Annotated in this window: 17 protein-coding genes and 2 tRNA genes; 18 read left to right on the top strand and 1 reads right to left on the bottom strand. The window is 57.8% G+C overall.

Annotated elements, in window-relative coordinates; translation table 11 throughout:
- The first annotated feature begins 18 nt into the window (after window positions 1–18).
- The 4 genes from tadA to FCS96_RS17300 are packed head-to-tail and all read left to right on the top strand — an operon-like array spanning window position 19 to window position 3,321.
- On the top strand, window positions 19–489 hold the full coding sequence (gene tadA / locus FCS96_RS17315; RefSeq protein WP_138441827.1) for a tRNA adenosine(34) deaminase TadA: 471 nt from the start codon (window positions 19–21) through the stop codon (window positions 487–489).
- Window positions 490–514: 25 nt separating this feature from the next.
- Window positions 515–1,507, top strand: a complete 993-nt coding sequence (galE, locus tag FCS96_RS17310; protein WP_138441625.1) for a UDP-glucose 4-epimerase GalE — start codon at window positions 515–517, stop codon at window positions 1,505–1,507.
- 42 nt (window positions 1,508–1,549) lie between these two features.
- Window positions 1,550–2,893, top strand: a complete 1,344-nt coding sequence (locus FCS96_RS17305) for a UDP-glucose dehydrogenase family protein (RefSeq protein WP_138441624.1) — start codon at window positions 1,550–1,552, stop codon at window positions 2,891–2,893.
- Window positions 2,894–2,895: 2 nt separating this feature from the next.
- Window positions 2,896–3,321 (top strand): HIT domain-containing protein, encoded by a 426-nt coding sequence (locus tag FCS96_RS17300; RefSeq protein WP_138441623.1) that lies wholly within the window; start codon window positions 2,896–2,898, stop codon window positions 3,319–3,321.
- A gap of 139 nt (window positions 3,322–3,460) precedes the next feature.
- On the opposite strand, the gene fabR is transcribed toward FCS96_RS17300, so the two are convergent.
- A complete protein-coding gene (gene fabR / locus FCS96_RS17295; RefSeq protein WP_138441622.1) occupies window positions 3,461–4,090 on the bottom strand; it encodes an HTH-type transcriptional repressor FabR in 630 nt (209 codons plus the stop codon).
- A 239-nt stretch (window positions 4,091–4,329) separates the two neighbouring features.
- On the opposite strand from fabR, the gene aspS reads away from it, so the two are divergent.
- The 14 genes from aspS to nadA all read left to right on the top strand — a co-directional run bounded on the left by aspS (window position 4,330) and on the right by nadA (window position 15,666).
- Entirely contained in the window at window positions 4,330–6,153 is a 1,824-nt protein-coding gene (gene aspS / locus FCS96_RS17290) for an aspartate--tRNA ligase (protein WP_138441621.1), read from the top strand.
- Between the two features lie 144 nt (window positions 6,154–6,297).
- The gene (gene ruvC / locus FCS96_RS17280) at window positions 6,298–6,825 is read left to right on the top strand and encodes a crossover junction endodeoxyribonuclease RuvC (RefSeq protein WP_138441620.1); all 528 of its coding nucleotides are present in this window, start codon (window positions 6,298–6,300) and stop codon (window positions 6,823–6,825) included.
- A 30-nt stretch (window positions 6,826–6,855) separates the two neighbouring features.
- Window positions 6,856–7,485 (top strand): Holliday junction branch migration protein RuvA, encoded by a 630-nt coding sequence (ruvA, locus tag FCS96_RS17275; RefSeq protein WP_138441619.1) that lies wholly within the window; start codon window positions 6,856–6,858, stop codon window positions 7,483–7,485.
- Window positions 7,486–7,637: 152 nt separating this feature from the next.
- Entirely contained in the window at window positions 7,638–8,669 is a 1,032-nt protein-coding gene (gene ruvB / locus FCS96_RS17270) for a Holliday junction branch migration DNA helicase RuvB (RefSeq protein ID WP_138441618.1), read from the top strand.
- Entirely contained in the window at window positions 8,662–9,099 is a 438-nt protein-coding gene (gene ybgC / locus FCS96_RS17265) for a tol-pal system-associated acyl-CoA thioesterase (RefSeq protein WP_138441617.1), read from the top strand. The genes ruvB and ybgC overlap by 8 nt, the downstream gene beginning before the upstream one ends.
- Before the next feature lie 14 nt (window positions 9,100–9,113).
- Window positions 9,114–9,803 carry a protein TolQ gene (tolQ, locus tag FCS96_RS17260; protein ID WP_138441616.1) on the top strand — a complete coding sequence of 230 codons (690 nt, stop codon included), beginning with the start codon at window positions 9,114–9,116 and terminating at the stop codon, window positions 9,801–9,803.
- A 35-nt stretch (window positions 9,804–9,838) separates the two neighbouring features.
- Window positions 9,839–10,285, top strand: coding sequence for a protein TolR (gene tolR, locus FCS96_RS17255; protein WP_138441615.1), 447 nt, complete (start codon window positions 9,839–9,841; stop codon window positions 10,283–10,285).
- A gap of 22 nt (window positions 10,286–10,307) precedes the next feature.
- A complete protein-coding gene (tolA, locus tag FCS96_RS17250) occupies window positions 10,308–11,342 on the top strand; it encodes a cell envelope integrity protein TolA (RefSeq protein WP_228264149.1) in 1,035 nt (344 codons plus the stop codon).
- A 36-nt stretch (window positions 11,343–11,378) separates the two neighbouring features.
- Window positions 11,379–12,671, top strand: a complete 1,293-nt coding sequence (gene tolB / locus FCS96_RS17245; RefSeq protein ID WP_138441614.1) for a Tol-Pal system beta propeller repeat protein TolB — start codon at window positions 11,379–11,381, stop codon at window positions 12,669–12,671.
- Window positions 12,672–12,736: 65 nt separating this feature from the next.
- Window positions 12,737–13,306: a peptidoglycan-associated lipoprotein Pal gene (pal, locus tag FCS96_RS17240; RefSeq protein ID WP_138441613.1), complete on the top strand. Its 570-nt coding sequence runs from the start codon at window positions 12,737–12,739 to the stop codon at window positions 13,304–13,306.
- Between the two features lie 24 nt (window positions 13,307–13,330).
- The gene (gene ybgF, locus FCS96_RS17235; protein ID WP_138441612.1) at window positions 13,331–14,104 is read left to right on the top strand and encodes a tol-pal system protein YbgF; all 774 of its coding nucleotides are present in this window, start codon (window positions 13,331–13,333) and stop codon (window positions 14,102–14,104) included.
- A gap of 85 nt (window positions 14,105–14,189) precedes the next feature.
- Window positions 14,190–14,265, top strand: a tRNA-Lys gene (locus FCS96_RS17230).
- A 69-nt stretch (window positions 14,266–14,334) separates the two neighbouring features.
- A tRNA-Lys gene (locus FCS96_RS17225) sits at window positions 14,335–14,410 on the top strand.
- 194 nt (window positions 14,411–14,604) lie between these two features.
- Entirely contained in the window at window positions 14,605–15,666 is a 1,062-nt protein-coding gene (gene nadA / locus FCS96_RS17220) for a quinolinate synthase NadA (RefSeq protein WP_138441611.1), read from the top strand.
- Window positions 15,667–15,672 lie beyond the last annotated feature (6 nt).

The raw sequence follows: 15,672 nt of genomic DNA, 5'->3' as shown, positions 1-15,672 counted from the left end.
GTGCCGGCCGGAACCGAGATGATGGATGAGGCCTGGATGGCACGGGCGCTTGAGCTCGCTGCCCAAGCTGCATCAGTTGGTGAGGTGCCTGTAGGTGCCATCGTTGTACTTGACGGCCGGGAGGTCGGGGCCGGATTCAACGCCCCGATCACCGGCTGTGATCCTACCGCTCATGCGGAGATTCGAGCCCTGCGCGATGCCGCGGCCCGAATTGGCAACTATCGTTTGTCCGGAGCTACTCTTTACGTAACACTTGAGCCTTGTACGATGTGTGTTGGCGCCATCGTGCATAGCCGGGTCAGCCGTTTGGTCTATGGAGCGACCGAGCCGAAGGCCGGGGCGGTAGAGTCGGCGCGGCGAACGCTGGAAGAGCCGCACCTGAATTGGAGCGTCGAGGCGGTAGCGGGTGTCCTGCAGCAGCAATGCAGCTCGATCATCAGCGAATTTTTCAGCGCCCGGCGCAAAGAGCGTCGACAAGAGCGCAACTAATCTTCAGGGAAGGATATTTAGCAGCATGAAAGTACTGGTTACCGGCGGAGCCGGATATATTGGCAGTCATGTGGTGCGTCAATTGGCGCAGGCGGGCCACGACATCGTGGTGTTTGATAACCTGTCGACCGGATACCGCTGGGCAGTTACGGCGGGTGAGCTGGTGGTTGGAGACCTGGCGGATGAAACCGCCATTGGTGATGTGTTTGCCAGCCACAAGTTTGATGCAGTGCTGCATTTCGCCGCGCATATTGTGGTCCCCGAATCGGTCGCCAATCCCCTCAAGTATTACAGCAACAATACCCGCAACACCCTGAATCTTCTCAAGGCGGTGGAACGGCACGACGTTCCCTACATGGTGTTCTCGTCAACGGCGGCCGTGTATGGCATGCCCGAGCAGACCGTGCTGACCGAAGACCTTCCGCTGGCGCCTATCAATCCCTACGGCGCCTCGAAGATGATGAGCGAGCGGATGATTATGGATCTGGCCGCCGCTTCCAGCCTCAACTATGTGATTCTTCGCTATTTCAACGTGGCAGGTGCCAATCCTGACGGTAAATTAGGGCAGGCGACTCCCGAGGCTACCCACCTGATCAAGGTGGCCTGTGAATGCGTTACAGGGCAGCGCGATGGCATGAGCGTGTTTGGAGCCGATTACGAGACCCGTGACGGCACCTGCGTTCGTGACTACATCCATGTGGAGGACCTCGCCAAGGCCCACGTGATGGCGCTGGACTATATGGCGAAGGGTGGGGAATCCAGCGTTCTCAACTGCGGATACGGCCGCGGATTCACCGTCAATGAGGTGATCGACGTGGTCAAGACGCAGTCCGGTGTGGATTTCCCGGTTGAGCTGGTTGGGCGCCGTGCCGGTGACCCAGCTGCCTTGATGGCCGATAACGCTCGGATCAAGGCGACGCTGGGCTGGACCCCTGATTTTGACAATCTCGATACCATTGTCGGTACAGCGCTGGCATGGGAAGCCATCTGGCAGAAAAAAAAGAGCTCTACAGTGTGAAGGCAGAGTCTGTCCCCCTTTCACCATGGCAGGATTGATTGAATGAATATTACGATTTTCGGAACCGGTTACGTGGGGTTGGTCACAGGCGCTTGCCTGGCGGACGTTGGCCACAATGTGCTTTGCATGGATGTTGATAAGGCCAAGATCGAAAAACTGGAAAACGGCCAGATTCCTATTTTTGAGCCGGGTCTTGAGTCCATCGTCAAGCATACGGTTGCCGCCGGGCGCCTGTCGTTTACCACCGATGCGAAAACGGCGGTCAAACACGGTGTGCTCCAGTTCATTGCCGTTGGCACGCCACCCGACGAGGACGGCTCTGCCGATCTTCAGTATGTGACTGCTGTGGCCCGGTCCATCGGCCAGTACATGGACGATTACAAGGTGGTGGTGGACAAGTCCACGGTGCCGGTGGGGACGGCCGACAAGGTGCGCGCCGCTGTTCGCTCGGAGCTGGACCATCGCGACCTTGAACTTGATTTCGATGTCGTCTCGAACCCTGAATTCCTTAAGGAAGGGGCGGCCATCAACGACTTCATGAAGCCGGACCGGATTGTGGTCGGCACTGACAGCGACAAGGCTGTCGAAATGCTGCGTGAGGTTTATTATCCGTTTAACCGCTCCCATGACCGCATGATCTTCATGGACGTCCGTTCAGCGGAGCTGACCAAGTACGCGGCCAACGCCATGCTTGCCACGAAGATCAGCTTCATGAATGAAGTGGCCAACCTGGCAGAGCGGTTGGGTGCCGATATTGAAGCTGTTCGTCAGGGTATTGGTTCCGATCCGCGCATTGGCTACCACTTCATCTACCCCGGATGCGGCTATGGCGGTTCCTGCTTTCCAAAGGACGTTCAGGCGCTGGCGCGCACGGCCCGTGACTGCGATTACGAGTCTCGTCTGCTGAATGCGGTAGAGGCGGTCAATTACGCCCAGAAACACGTTCTGTTCGACAAGGTATCCCATTACTTCCAGGGTGATCTGAAGGGCAAAGTGGTTGCGGTGTGGGGGCTGGCATTCAAGCCCAACACCGACGACATGCGTGAGGCCTCATCACGAACCCTGATGGAAAACCTGTGGAAAGCCGGGGCCGTGGTGCAGGCGTTCGATCCCGAGGCCATGGAAGAAACGCAGCGCATCTACGGCGACCACGACGGTTTGACCCTGTGTGGCACCAAGGAGCAGGCGCTTAAGGGAGCCGATGTCCTGGTTATCTGCACCGAGTGGAAGGAGTTCCGTTCGCCGGACTTTGAGGCAATTGCGGCGACCCTGAGAGAACCGGCGGTGTTCGATGGTCGCAACCTTTATGAACCTGAGATGCTCCATCGTTATGGCTTGATCTACTACGCCATCGGGCGGGGCCAGAATCAGTTCAATGCGGTGTGATTATGGCGGGTGATACGGGCTTTCAGCTCCATGAGCGCTTGGCGTCAGATACCGTTAGTCTCGGGCGCAGTCAGTTGTGCGAGATTCGGCTGATGAACGACAGTACCTGGCCCTGGTTGCTGCTGGTGCCGGCGGTGGCCGGCATTCGGGAGATCTATGAGCTCTCGGATCAGCAGCAGGCAAGGTTAATGCACGAGTCCTCGGTGCTCAGCCGCGGCATGATGGAGCTGTTCGCCGGCGACAAAATGAACGTTGCGGCGCTGGGTAATATGGTTCCTCAGCTTCATCTGCATCACATTGTTCGGTTTGCGGACGATCCAGCCTGGCCCGGTCCGGTTTGGGGTGTCCAGCCTCCGGTGCCCTATAGCCAAGAGGCCTTGGCGGTGGTCCAGGAGAAGCTTGAGCCGGTTCTGGCGCGGCTTAGGTAGCGGTAAAAGGTAGGCATAAAAAAAGCCCGCCAAAGAGGGCGGGCTCAAGGCTACCTGGAAAGGTAACGACTCAACAATGGAAGGTGTATCGTCTTCCATTACCAACCACGGAGCCCCTTTCAAAAAGGTTCCAACGAATTTAATCTTTTTTTGACTTCGATCTCCGGGCAATGGTTTGCGAACCCAATAAAATCATCCGCAGCTCAGTCTTCAGCTTCAATTTCAGCTCGTCCCGTTCCTTGGCGTTGGCATCCAGTGCCTCCGCGCCCTGATTGAATACCAGTGTAACCATGGCTTCGGCAACCAGGCGGGCGTCAGCCAGTGGTCTGCCCTGTTCGTCGGCAAAGCGACGCAGGTCGTCGGCCAGTTCGGTTACAAAGTGATCGATTTCGGCCTTGATGGCGGTGCGGAATGGCTTGGATACCCCGGTACGTTCGCGAAGCATCAGCCGGAACAGGTTCGCGTTGTTGCCGAGGTATTCCATGAACGTCTCGACCGAGGTGGAAATAGCGCTGCCGTCACGGGCAATGCGCTTTCGGGCCTGGCGCATCAACTGTCGTAGCGCCACGCCGCCCTCATCCACCAGGGCCAGGCCAAGCTCGTCAAGTTCTGAGAAGTGCCGGTAGAACGAAGTGGGTGCGATGCCCGCTTCGCGAGCGACCTCGCGCAGGCTGAGGCTGCCGAAACCCCGATCGGCACTCAGTTGTGCCAGGGCTGCGTCCATCAGGGCACGACGGGTACGAAGTTTCTGCTCGGCTCTGGACGACAAGGTGGGGCTCCATCTACTGCGTGAACGGTGCATTCTAGCGGTCTGTCGGCGGTGAGTCATCCGCCCGCCGAGAACGCCATGAATGACGCCTGATTTTCAGCGACATTGTGTTTATAATGGGCGGCTTTTCCAGTATGGTCGCGACGATATTTTTGCGGGCCAAATTAAAGCAGCAAGGTAAGCTACGCCCGCTTACTTGCCCAGACATTACGTACACATCAGAAATAACGGGAACCGGTATGCGCAGTCATTATTGCGGTGGGATCAACGAATCCCACATCGATCAGGAAGTCACTCTCTGCGGATGGGTACATCGCCGCCGTGACCATGGGGGTGTCATCTTCCTCGATCTGCGGGATCGGGACGGAATGTCCCAGGTTGTGGTCGATCCCGACACGCCCGAGGGTTTCGCGCTGGCGGAAAAGGTGCGCAGCGAGTTTGTTATCAAGGTGACCGGCCGGGTTCGTCGCCGTCCCGCGGGCACTGAGAATAACAGCATGCCGACGGGTCAGGTTGAACTGCTGGGCAAAGAGCTGAGTATCCTTAATGCTGCCGCCACGCCGCCGTTCCCGCTGGATGAGCACGTTGATGTGGGTGAGGATGTGCGCCTGCGCTATCGCTTTGTCGACCTGCGTCGCCCGGAAATGATCAATCGCCTGCGGTTCCGCTCGCGGGTAACCAGCTACATCCGGAACTACCTCGACGGCAACGGCTTCATGGACGTGGAAACGCCGATCCTGACCCGCGCCACTCCGGAAGGCGCCCGTGACTACCTGGTGCCGAGCCGTACCCACGAGGGTTCTTTCTTTGCATTGCCGCAGTCGCCCCAGTTGTTCAAGCAATTGCTAATGGTGTCCGGCGTTGATCGCTACTACCAGATTGCGAAGTGCTTCCGTGATGAAGACCTGCGGGCAGACCGTCAGCCGGAGTTCACCCAGGTGGACATTGAGGCTTCGTTCGTTGACGAAGAAACCCTGATGGGTCTGAACGAAGACATGATTCGTTCACTGTTCAAGGATGTGCTGGACGTTGAACTGCCAAGTTTCCCGCGCATGCCCCACGCCGAGGCCATGCAGCGCTACGGCAGTGACAAACCGGACCTGCGGATTCCGCTGGAACTGATTGATGTTGCAGATCTGGTTGAGAGTGTCGACTTCAAGGTGTTTGCCGGTCCGGCCAAGGATCCGAAGGGCCGCGTTGCCGCCCTTCGCGTGCCCAAGGGCGGCGACCTGAGCCGTAAACAGATCGACGAGTACACCAAGTTCGTCGGAATATACGGTGCCAAGGGTCTGGCCTACATCAAGGTCAACGACCTGTCCAAGGGCGTTGAAGGTTTGCAATCGCCGATCATCAAGTTCCTGGGCGACGACGTCGCTCTGGCTATGATGGAGCGTGTTGGCGCAGAAGACGGCGATATCGTGTTCTTCGGTGCTGACAAGACCACGGTGGTTAACGAGGCACTGGGCGCACTGCGGATCAAGGTTGGTCACGATCTTGAGCTGCTGACCAGCGAGTGGGCACCGCTGTGGGTTGTCGATTTCCCGATGTTCGAGGAAACTCCGGACGGCAGCCTGACCGCCATTCACCACCCGTTCACCGCGCCGTCCTGCAGCGTGGAAGAGCTGGCCGCCAATCCTGCCACGGCACTTTCCCGGGCGTATGACATGGTCCTTAACGGTACCGAGCTTGGTGGCGGTTCCATCCGTATTCACAATGAACAGATGCAGGAAGCAGTGTTCCGCATCCTGGGTATTGGTGAAGAAGAGGCCCGTGCTAAGTTCGGCTTCCTGTTGGATGCACTGAAATACGGTTGCCCGCCGCACGGTGGTCTGGCGTTTGGTCTTGATCGACTGATCATGTTGATGACAGGTTCATCATCCATTCGCGACGTAATCGCATTCCCGAAAACCCAGAGCGCGACCTGCCTGATGACCCAGGCGCCCGGTGAAGTAGACGATAAGCAGTTGAAAGAACTGCACATTCGTCGCAGAAAGTCTGCGAAGGCCGCCGAAGGCGCCACCTCAGGCACTCTTGCAGGCGCTGAGCAGGCAAAGAGCGAGTAAAACCGAAGTCTGGGTGCGCCGGTCGATGGCCGTGCGTGCCCCGTTGATTTGTTTCAGAATCTGGACGACGTCCAGAACGTCTACTACAACGCCGATATCTCCGGCGACATCATGGATTCGCTGTAACGCAACGGGAGTATCGAATTGGCGATCATTCTGGGCGTAGATCCGGGATCCAGAATTACCGGTTTCGGGCTGATCCGGGTGGAAGGTCGCAGCATCGAGTATATCGACAGCGGCTGTATCCGGGTGGGCGAAAAGCCCATGGCCGAACGCCTGCAAACCATCTTCCAAAGCCTGGCCACGCTCATCGGTGAGTATCGCCCCGAGGAATTCGCGATCGAGCAAGTGTTCATGGCGAGGAACCCGGACTCTGCGCTGAAGCTTGGGCAGGCCCGTGGGGCCGCGATCGTCAGTGCGGCCAACAGTGGCCTGGCTGTTCATGAATACTCCGCTCGGCAGGTCAAGCAGGCCGTCGTGGGCAAAGGCGGTGCCGATAAATCCCAGGTGCAGCACATGGTCCAGGCTCTGCTGGCGCTTTCACGTAAACCCCAGGAAGACGCGGCGGACGCCCTTGCCATTGCCCTGTGTCACGCCCACATGAGCCAGAGCATACTGCGCGTCGCCGGTGCCGGCGGCAAAGCCCGAAGTGGCCGAATGCGGCAACAATAGACCGCTCCCAGGAGCGACAGGAGAGTGCCCTTGATTGGTCGTATCCGAGGAATTCTGATAGAAAAAGCGCCCGGCCAGGTGTTGGTGGAAAGCGCCGGCCTGGGCTATGAAGTCGACATTCCCTACACCTCGTTTTTTCACCTCCCCGAAACTGGACAGGAAGTCACCCTGCATACCCATTTTGCCGTCCGGGAGGATGCCCAGCACCTGTATGGGTTCGCTTCGCGCCTGGATCGGGATGTGTTTCGTCTGCTGATCAAAGTGAATGGGGTGGGGCCAAAGCTCGCGGTTGCCATTCTGTCGGGCCTGGATGCGGAACAGTTTATTCGTTGCGTCGAGAGCCGGGATGTTAATGCGTTGGTCAAACTCCCTGGTGTTGGTAAGAAGACCGCCGAACGCCTGCTTATTGAAATGGCGGATAGGATAGGGCAACTTGAGGGGCAGTTCGTGCCTGCGTCGTCAGAGGCGACAGGCGCCGAAGCGTCTCGTGCGGCTATGCAGGCGAGAGGGCCGGAGCCTAAAGACGAGGCCGAGGCCGCGCTGATTGCTTTGGGTTACAAGCCCCAGGAGGCCGCCAAGGCGATTTCCAAGGTCGCTGAGGATGGAATGACCAGTGAGGCACTGATCAGGCTCGCTCTGCGCAATATGATCCCGGCCTGATGACGGTGCCGTAATATGTCGCCCATGTAGTGCCAAACCTGTAGAGAGCGTAACGTGACACCCTGCAAGCTGTTTGTACAATTGGTGCCACTGGTTAACTCAGAGGCAAGCGCTAAAGGCACGATGTCGAATCACAATGAACGGATGATGCCATGATCGAATCCGACCGACTGATTTCAGCCCGGGCCGGTGATTACGAAGAGGTTCAGGATCGGGCGATCCGTCCTAGCTTGCTGGCCGAGTATGTTGGCCAGCCGGCGGTGCGCGAGCAGATGGATATCTTCATCTCTGCAGCCCGGGGCCGCGACGAAGCGCTTGATCACGTATTGATTTTTGGTCCGCCCGGTCTTGGTAAGACAACCCTTGCGAACATCATCGCCAACGAAATGGGGGTGTCGATCAAGACGACCTCCGGTCCGGTGTTGGAAAAAGCTGGCGATCTCGCCGCCATGTTGACCAACCTGGAAGAAGGCGATGTGCTTTTCATAGATGAAATCCATCGCCTGAGCGCAGCCGTTGAAGAAGTGCTGTACCCGGCGATGGAAGACTACCAGCTCGATATCATGATCGGAGAGGGGCCTGCGGCCCGCTCAATCAAGCTGGATCTGCCACCTTTCACCCTGGTAGGTGCCACGACTCGGGCCGGTCTGCTGACGTCGCCATTGCGGGATCGTTTTGGCATTGTCCAGCGGCTCGAGTTTTACAACACCGATGACCTGACCAACATCATCATGCGTTCGGCCAGGCTGTCGTCGGTGGCCATTGATGAGACTGGTGCATTCGAAATTGCCCGGCGGTCCCGGGGCACGCCGCGCATTGCCAATCGGCTGTTGCGCCGGGTGCGGGATTTCGCCGAGGTTCGATCGGATGGTCATATCAGTGCCGATATCGCCGACCAGGCGTTGAACATGCTGAAGGTGGATAGTCGGGGGTTCGATCACATGGACCGTCGGCTGTTGCTGGCGATGATTGAAAAGTTCGATGGTGGCCCGGTTGGCGTCGAAAGCCTCGCTGCTGCAATCAGTGAGGAACGGGGCACCATTGAAGATGTCCTGGAGCCTTTCCTGATCCAGCAGGGTTACATGGTACGCACGCCGCGGGGGCGGATGGTTACATCCAATGCCTACCAGCACTTTGGTGTGGTAGCGCCGAAATCCGCCAAAGAGGAGGATCTCTTTGACTGAACTGCCGGGCGGTGAAGTTTTTGAGTTGCCGATTCGTGTCTACATCGAGGATACGGATGCCGGCGGCATCGTGTTCCATGCCAAGTACCTGCACTACATGGAACGGGCCCGCACCGAGTGGGTTCGCAGCTGCGGAGTCGGCCTGCGCGCCGGTCTCGCGGAGAATATCAGCTATGTTGTACAGCGTATGGCGATACATTATGCGGTGCCGGCACGGCTGGACGATCAGCTACTGATCACGGCGGAGCCTCAGAGCTATGGCAGGGTGTGGATGAACTTCAAGCAGCGGGTTCTGCGCGCAGACGACCGTGCGTTGCTGTGTGAAGCCGATGTGAGAGTGGCCTGTGTGGCGCTGGATAATGGCCGCCCACGCCGATTACCCGAGAATATGCAGGCGTTGCTTGAAAGCAACGTTCAGACAACGGAATAAGCCAGGAGCAAAAGGTGGAATCAGAAGTTTCAGTCTGGTATCTCGTGTCCAATGCCGGTGTGCTGGTGCAGCTTGTCATGCTGCTGCTGGCGCTGGCTTCCGTCGTATCCTGGGCGCTGATTTTTCAGCGTTTCCAGGTGTTCCGAAAGGCCAGGCGATCCCAGTTGGCCTTCGAGGAGCGTTTCTGGTCCGGTATGGATCTGGGACAGCTTTATCGCGAAGTGAATGCCGAGCCGACACCGTTCTCTGGCATGGAAGCGGTGTTCCGCTCAGGCTTCAAGGAATTCTCCCGCCTGCGCCAGCAAAGCCGGGACGCAGACGCCGTCATGGAAGGCACCCAGCGCGCCATGAGGGTGGCCTTCTCCCGGGAGCAGGAACGCCTGGAAACCCATTTGCCATTCCTGGCAACGGTAGGGTCGACCAGTCCGTATGTGGGCCTGTTTGGTACGGTATGGGGCATCATGAACTCGTTCCGTGGTCTGGCCCAGGTACAGCAGGCAACCCTGGCCACGGTGGCTCCGGGTATTTCCGAGGCTCTGATTGCAACCGCCATGGGGCTGTTTGCAGCCATTCCGGCAGTTATCGCCTACAACCGGTTTTCGGCCATGTCCGACGCCCTGCTGAAGAACTACGAAACCTTCGCCGAAGAGTTTTCGAGCATTCTGCATCGCAGGGTGCACCACAGTGAAAAGAGTGCCGCGTAAATGTGCTTGTTTGGTGAAGGTCGGAGGATAACGCGATGAAGGGCATGGGCATGATGCCGCAGCATCGGCGTAAGCCGATGTCAGAGATCAACGTGGTGCCTTACATCGACGTCATGTTGGTGCTGCTGGTTATCTTCATGGTGACTGCGCCCATGTTGACTCAGGGGGTCAAGGTGGACCTGCCGGAAACGACGTCGGATCCGATTCAGGCTGACAAAAATGTCGAATCGATCGTGGTCTCTGTAGACGCCAATGGCGCCTACTACGTTGAGGTTGGAGATCGTGGCAGTGACCCCATGTCTTTAACTGAGGTTCGGGAGCAGATTGCCAAAATACTCTCACAGCGGGCCAACAGTGACATTCTTGTGCGCGGCGACGAGCACGTGGAGTACGGAACCGTGGTTCGGCTGATGGCAGAGTTGCAGGGTGCCGGTGCCCGGAGTATCGGTTTGATCACTGAATCACCCCTGGACGACAAGTGACACCAGTGCAGGCAGGTAATTTGTGATAGGTCACGAGCGTGAAGTAACCAGCACGGGCGTTCCACCCTGGAAATCACCCGTTGCCTTGTCGCTGATATTGCACCTGGTCATCGCGGGTGTGGCACTGGCAGGCTGGACCTGGAGTAGTCCGGAACATGAGCCGCCGCCGCGCAGTATCTCCGCTCGGCTGGTGACCCAGCAGCAGCCGGAACCCAGCCCGATAGAGACCCTGGATGATCAGCCGGATCGTGACGAAGAGCGGCGGCTGGAAGAACAGAAGCGCAAGGCTGAGCAAGAACGTAAAGAAGAGGCTCGGAAGCTGGCTGAACAAAAGGCCAGGGAAGAGGCTGAACGCAAGGCTCAGGAACAAGAGCAAGAGCGTAAGCGTCAGTTGGCTGAGAAGCGCAAGCGCGAAGAAGCCGCCAAGGCAAAGGAAGCTGCGCGCCAGAAAGCCGAAGCCGAAGCGAAAGAACGCGAGCGTCAAAAGGCTGAGGCAGAGAAAAAGCGCAAGGAAGAGCAGCGCAAGGCTGAGGCCGAAGCGGAACAGAAGCGCAAAGAAGAGCAGCGCAAGCGCGAAGAGGCCGAGCGCAAGAAGCGGGAAGAAGAGGCCCGAAAGGAAGCCGAGCGCAAACGTCAGGAGGCGGAGCGTCGGTTAAAGGAAAAGCAGTTGGAAGCGTTGGCTGAGGAAGCCAGTGAGGCCAAGCAAGCCGAGGCACGGCGGCAGGCCCAGGCAGCTGCCGCTAAGGCCCGCGAGGCGCAGATGCTGACCGAGAGTGAGAAGTATCAGGCGCTGATTCGCGAACGGCTCAGTCAGGCCTGGTATCCGCCTTCGTCGGCCACGGAGGAAATGACAGCGCGCTTGCAGATTACCCTGTTGCCTACGGGCGAACTGGCCGGAGTTAAACTGGTGAGCAGCAGTGGCAACACCGCTTTCGATAATTCGGCACTGAGCGCCGTGCGCTCGCTTAGCCGGTACCCGATTCCGGATAAGCGGGACACATTCGAGCGGTATTTCCGCCAGTTCACCATCGAGTTCAACCCTCGCCGGTTGAAATAGGGAATGGAACACACTTTGACACAGCGGGCTTGGACCATGTTGTTAAGAAAGCTAGTTACCGTGCTGACGTTGGTACTTGTTACAGCGGGTACTGTGCGTGCCGAATTGTTGATTCGGATTACTGAAGGCGCCGATGCCGCCATCCCGATCGCGGTGGTGCCATTCGCCGAGGCCGGCAACATCCCCGCGGGCGATAAGCTCAGCACGGTCGTTCAGAGCGACCTCGCCATGAGTGGCGAATTTAGCCCGTTGCCAGCGGAAAAAATGCTCAGCCTGCCATCTAAGCGCGAAGACGTGTTTTTCCGGGACTGGCGCTTGCTTGGCCAGCGATATGTTTTAGTGGGTGAGCTGACCCGCAAGGGCGATCGGGTTTCGGCTCGCTATGAATTGTTCGACGTGAACACCGAAGAGCGTTTGCTGGGTGAAACCGCTGCGGCACCAGCCAGCAACTTGCGTTCGCTTGCCCATCACGTCAGTGACAAAGTGTATGAGGCGATCACCGGCGTGCCGGGTGCGTTCTCCACCAAGCTCGCGTACGTCACCCTGGATACCTTCAAGGGTAAGCCGCGCTACCGGTTGCAGGTAAGCGATGTCGACGGCAAGCGGGCCCGGATCCGGCTGGAGAGTCAGGAACCGATTCTCTCGCCAGCGTGGTCGCCTGATGGCAAGAAGCTGGCGTATGTGTCCTTTGAAACCGGCAAGCCCGTTATTTTCATTCACGAGCTGGCGAGTGGTAAACGCACTAAGGCGGCAGACTTCCCCGGTCTGAATTCGGCGCCAGCCTGGTCCGAGGACGGTCGCTCTTTGCTGATGACCTTGTCGAAAGATGGCAACGCCGAGATCTATCGAATGGATCTGGCGACCAAGAAACTGACCAAGATCACCAATCACTGGGCGATCGACACGGAAGCCAGCTGGGATCACACCGGAGACGGCTTGTTTTTCACTTCGGATCGCTCCGGTGGCCCGCAGATTTATTATAAGGAGAGCGAGCGTGCCTCGCCCCGTCGTATCACCTTCGGCAGCCGTTACAACGCGCGGCCAAGGCCCGACAACAGCGGTAAGTTTGTCTATTACGTGCATCAAAGGGATCGGGCGTTCCACATCGCCCGGACCAATCTGAAATCCGGTGAGGAGACGATTCTCACCCGAACCGAATCCGACGAATCCCCAAGCGTGTCCCCGAACGGCCGCATGCTGATTTATGCAACCAAGCAAGGCGCAGACAGTGTGCTTACGGTTATCTCAGCCGATGGTGGTGCCGCGTACAGCCTTCCTGCTTCGGAAGGTGATGTCCGCGAACCTGCCTGGGGGCCGCTGGTGCGGTAACAGGCAGATGGTTATGCCTGTCAATTGATTCAGAAAGCAAGTCCACCAACTGAAAGGAAAGTGTTATGAAGTTGTCAGCTCAATCCAAGGCTTTTGCAGTCCTTCTGTCCGCCGGTCTCTTCGCTGGCTGTAGCTCCACGGGTGAAACGCAGGACGACGGCGCTTACGGTTCCGACGTGGCCGCGATTGATCAGGAAGGCGGTTCCACTGTCTACGGTGGTGATGACCAGGATGGCGTTTCTTCCTCAGCGATGACCGAAGAGGAGCGCATGGCGGCGCAGCAGCAGGCCGAACAGGAAGCGCTGCGCGATATCACTGTATTCTATTTTGACTTCGACACCGCCGAGATCAAGCCTGAAGCCCGCGACGTGCTGGTGGCTCATGCCCAGTTCCTGGCCAACAATCCGGGTCAACAGGTCCGTCTTGAAGGCCATGCCGATGAGCGAGGTACCAAGGAGTACAACCTGGCGCTTGGCGAGCGTCGTGCTAACGCCGTTCAGCGTTTCCTGATTGTAAACGGTGCTTCACGCGGCCAGATGGAAACCATAAGCTATGGTGAAGAGAAGCCGGCGGTCATGGGTTCCTCAGAAAGTGATTGGGCCCAGAACCGTCGTGTGGAGCTCGTGTTCGAGTAAACACACCAGAAGTCGGGAATGCCCATGAGAACAAGACTCATGGCGACAGTGGCCGTCTCGCTTGCCCTCGGGCAGGCGGGCGCGGCTCTGGCGCAATCGTCTACGCCCGCTTTCCAGAACACCAGTTCGGAAGCGCAGCGGAAAGCTAATAGCAGTCAGGCAACAGCTGAGCTGTTCTATATGATCCAGCAGTTGCAGGGCGAAGTTCGTCGCTTGCAGGGTGAGGTAGAAGAACAGAGGCATCAGATCGACCGCCTGAAAAAGCAGGGCCGAGATCGTTACATTGATCTCGATCAGCGTATTTTGGACCTGTCCGAGAAGGTTTCTGCGCAGCCGGAGGCTTCCAATTCGGCTGCAGGTAGTGCGGGTGCCGGTAGTAGTTCCGGTAAGGCTACCAAAGAATATCGCCAGCCAGATGCCGAGGAGCGCAAAGCGTACCAAGGCATTGTCGACCTGATTCGTAACCAGAAGAAGTACGATCAGGCGATCAGCCAGTTGTACGAATTCATCGACGAGCACCCGGAAGGTGACCTGACGGTTAACGCCTATTATTGGCTGGGAGAGGTTTACCTGGTAAAGCCGCAGCTGGAGCAAGCGAAACAGGCGTTCACCATTGTTGCCACGCGCTATCCGGATCACCGGAAAGCCGCGGATGCGGTCTACAAGCTGGGTGTCACTTTGGATCGCCTGGGTGAGTCCGAGGAGGCCAAGCGTCGCATGAATACCGTGGTCAGGGACTATCCGAACAGCAGTGCGGCCAAGCTGGCCAGAAAGTTTCTGGACTCCGGTAGCTCTTAAGCCGGGCTCGAGGGAAAAATGTTGAGAAACCTGAGAAAAAGGGGTTGATCAGCGCCAAAAAATCATTACTATATGCGCCTCGTTTGGGTCGTTAGCTCAGTTGGTAGAGCAGTTGGCTTTTAACCAATTGGTCGAAGGTTCGAATCCTTCACGACCCACCAAACAGAGATTTCCGAGCAGGCTGAGTTGCTCGGGAATGGGTCAGAGAAAAACGTCTGGCTGGCAGTTACGGGTCGTTAGCTCAGTTGGTAGAGCAGTTGGCTTTTAACCAATTGGTCGAAGGTTCGAATCCTTCACGACCCACCAAATGCTCAAACCCGTACGGGTTTTTGCGAAAAAAAGAGCCTTCGGGCTCTTTTTTTTTGCGTATAAGATCCTACCTACTCAGTGAGGGCACTAAGATCCTGATCAGAGTTCTGTTACCACGCCGTGTCAGAACCCGAATTTGAAGGGTGTAAAGTGGTACACTTCCATAGACATAGCAACACAGAGATGCAGTAATGACTCGAGCTGAAGATCGTATCCTTGTCCAGGAACACCTTGCCCACGCGGCAGAGCCAAAACCGCTGAGTGCAGACGAGAAGGCTGATCTTGAGGCTCGCATCAAGGCGGCCCTGAAGGCCGAAGATGCGGTGCTGGTGGCTCATTACTACACCGATCCGGATCTCCAGCGCCTGGCGGAAGAAACCGGCGGCTGCGTTGCCGACTCCCTGGAAATGGCTCGTTTTGGTAACCAGCACCCGGCGTCCACGGTTGTGGTGGCCGGTGTGCGTTTCATGGGTGAGACGGCAAAGATCCTCAATCCCGAGAAGCGGGTGTTGATGCCGACGCTCGAGGCAACGTGTTCACTGGACGTAGGCTGCCCGGCCGATGAGTTTGCGGACTTCTGCGACCAGCACCCGGACAGGACCGTGGTGGTGTATGCAAACACCTCCGCAGCCGTGAAAGCGCGAGCGGATTGGGTTGTTACCTCCAGCTGCGCCCAGGCCATTGTGGAAGACCTGGATGCCCGTGGCGAGAAAATCCTCTGGGCCCCAGACAAACACCTGGGGCATTATGTCCAGAAGACTACCGGCGCAGACATGCTGCTCTGGGATGGTTCCTGCATCGTGCACGAGGAGTTCAAGTATCGTGGCCTGGAAGACCTTAAGGCGCTGTATCCCGAGGCTGCGGTATTGGTGCACCCTGAGTCTCCGAGTGCCGTTGTGGATATGGCCGACGTGGTGGGGTCCACCTCACAGTTGATTCACGCGGTGCAGACGCTGCCCAACGAGAAGTTTATTGTTGCGACGGACAACGGCATCTTCTACAAGATGCAGCAGCTCGCGCCTAACAAGACGCTCCTGGAGGCGCCCACGGCCGGCAACGGTGCAACCTGCCGTAGCTGTGCCCATTGCCCGTGGATGGCCATGAACGGCCTTGAAAACCTGCTGCAGGTTCTGAAGCAGGGCGATCAGGAAGTTCTGGTGGATGATGCCCTGCGAGATGACGCTCTTAAGCCGTTGCGGCGGATGCTCGATTTTACCGCCAACATGAACCTGAAAGCCGCGGGTAACGCTTGAGGGCGA

This window comes from Marinobacter alexandrii (assembly GCF_005871205.1).
Classification (GTDB): Bacteria; Pseudomonadota; Gammaproteobacteria; order Pseudomonadales; family Oleiphilaceae; genus Marinobacter; species Marinobacter alexandrii.
This window is presented reverse-complemented; position numbering and strand designations above follow the sequence as displayed.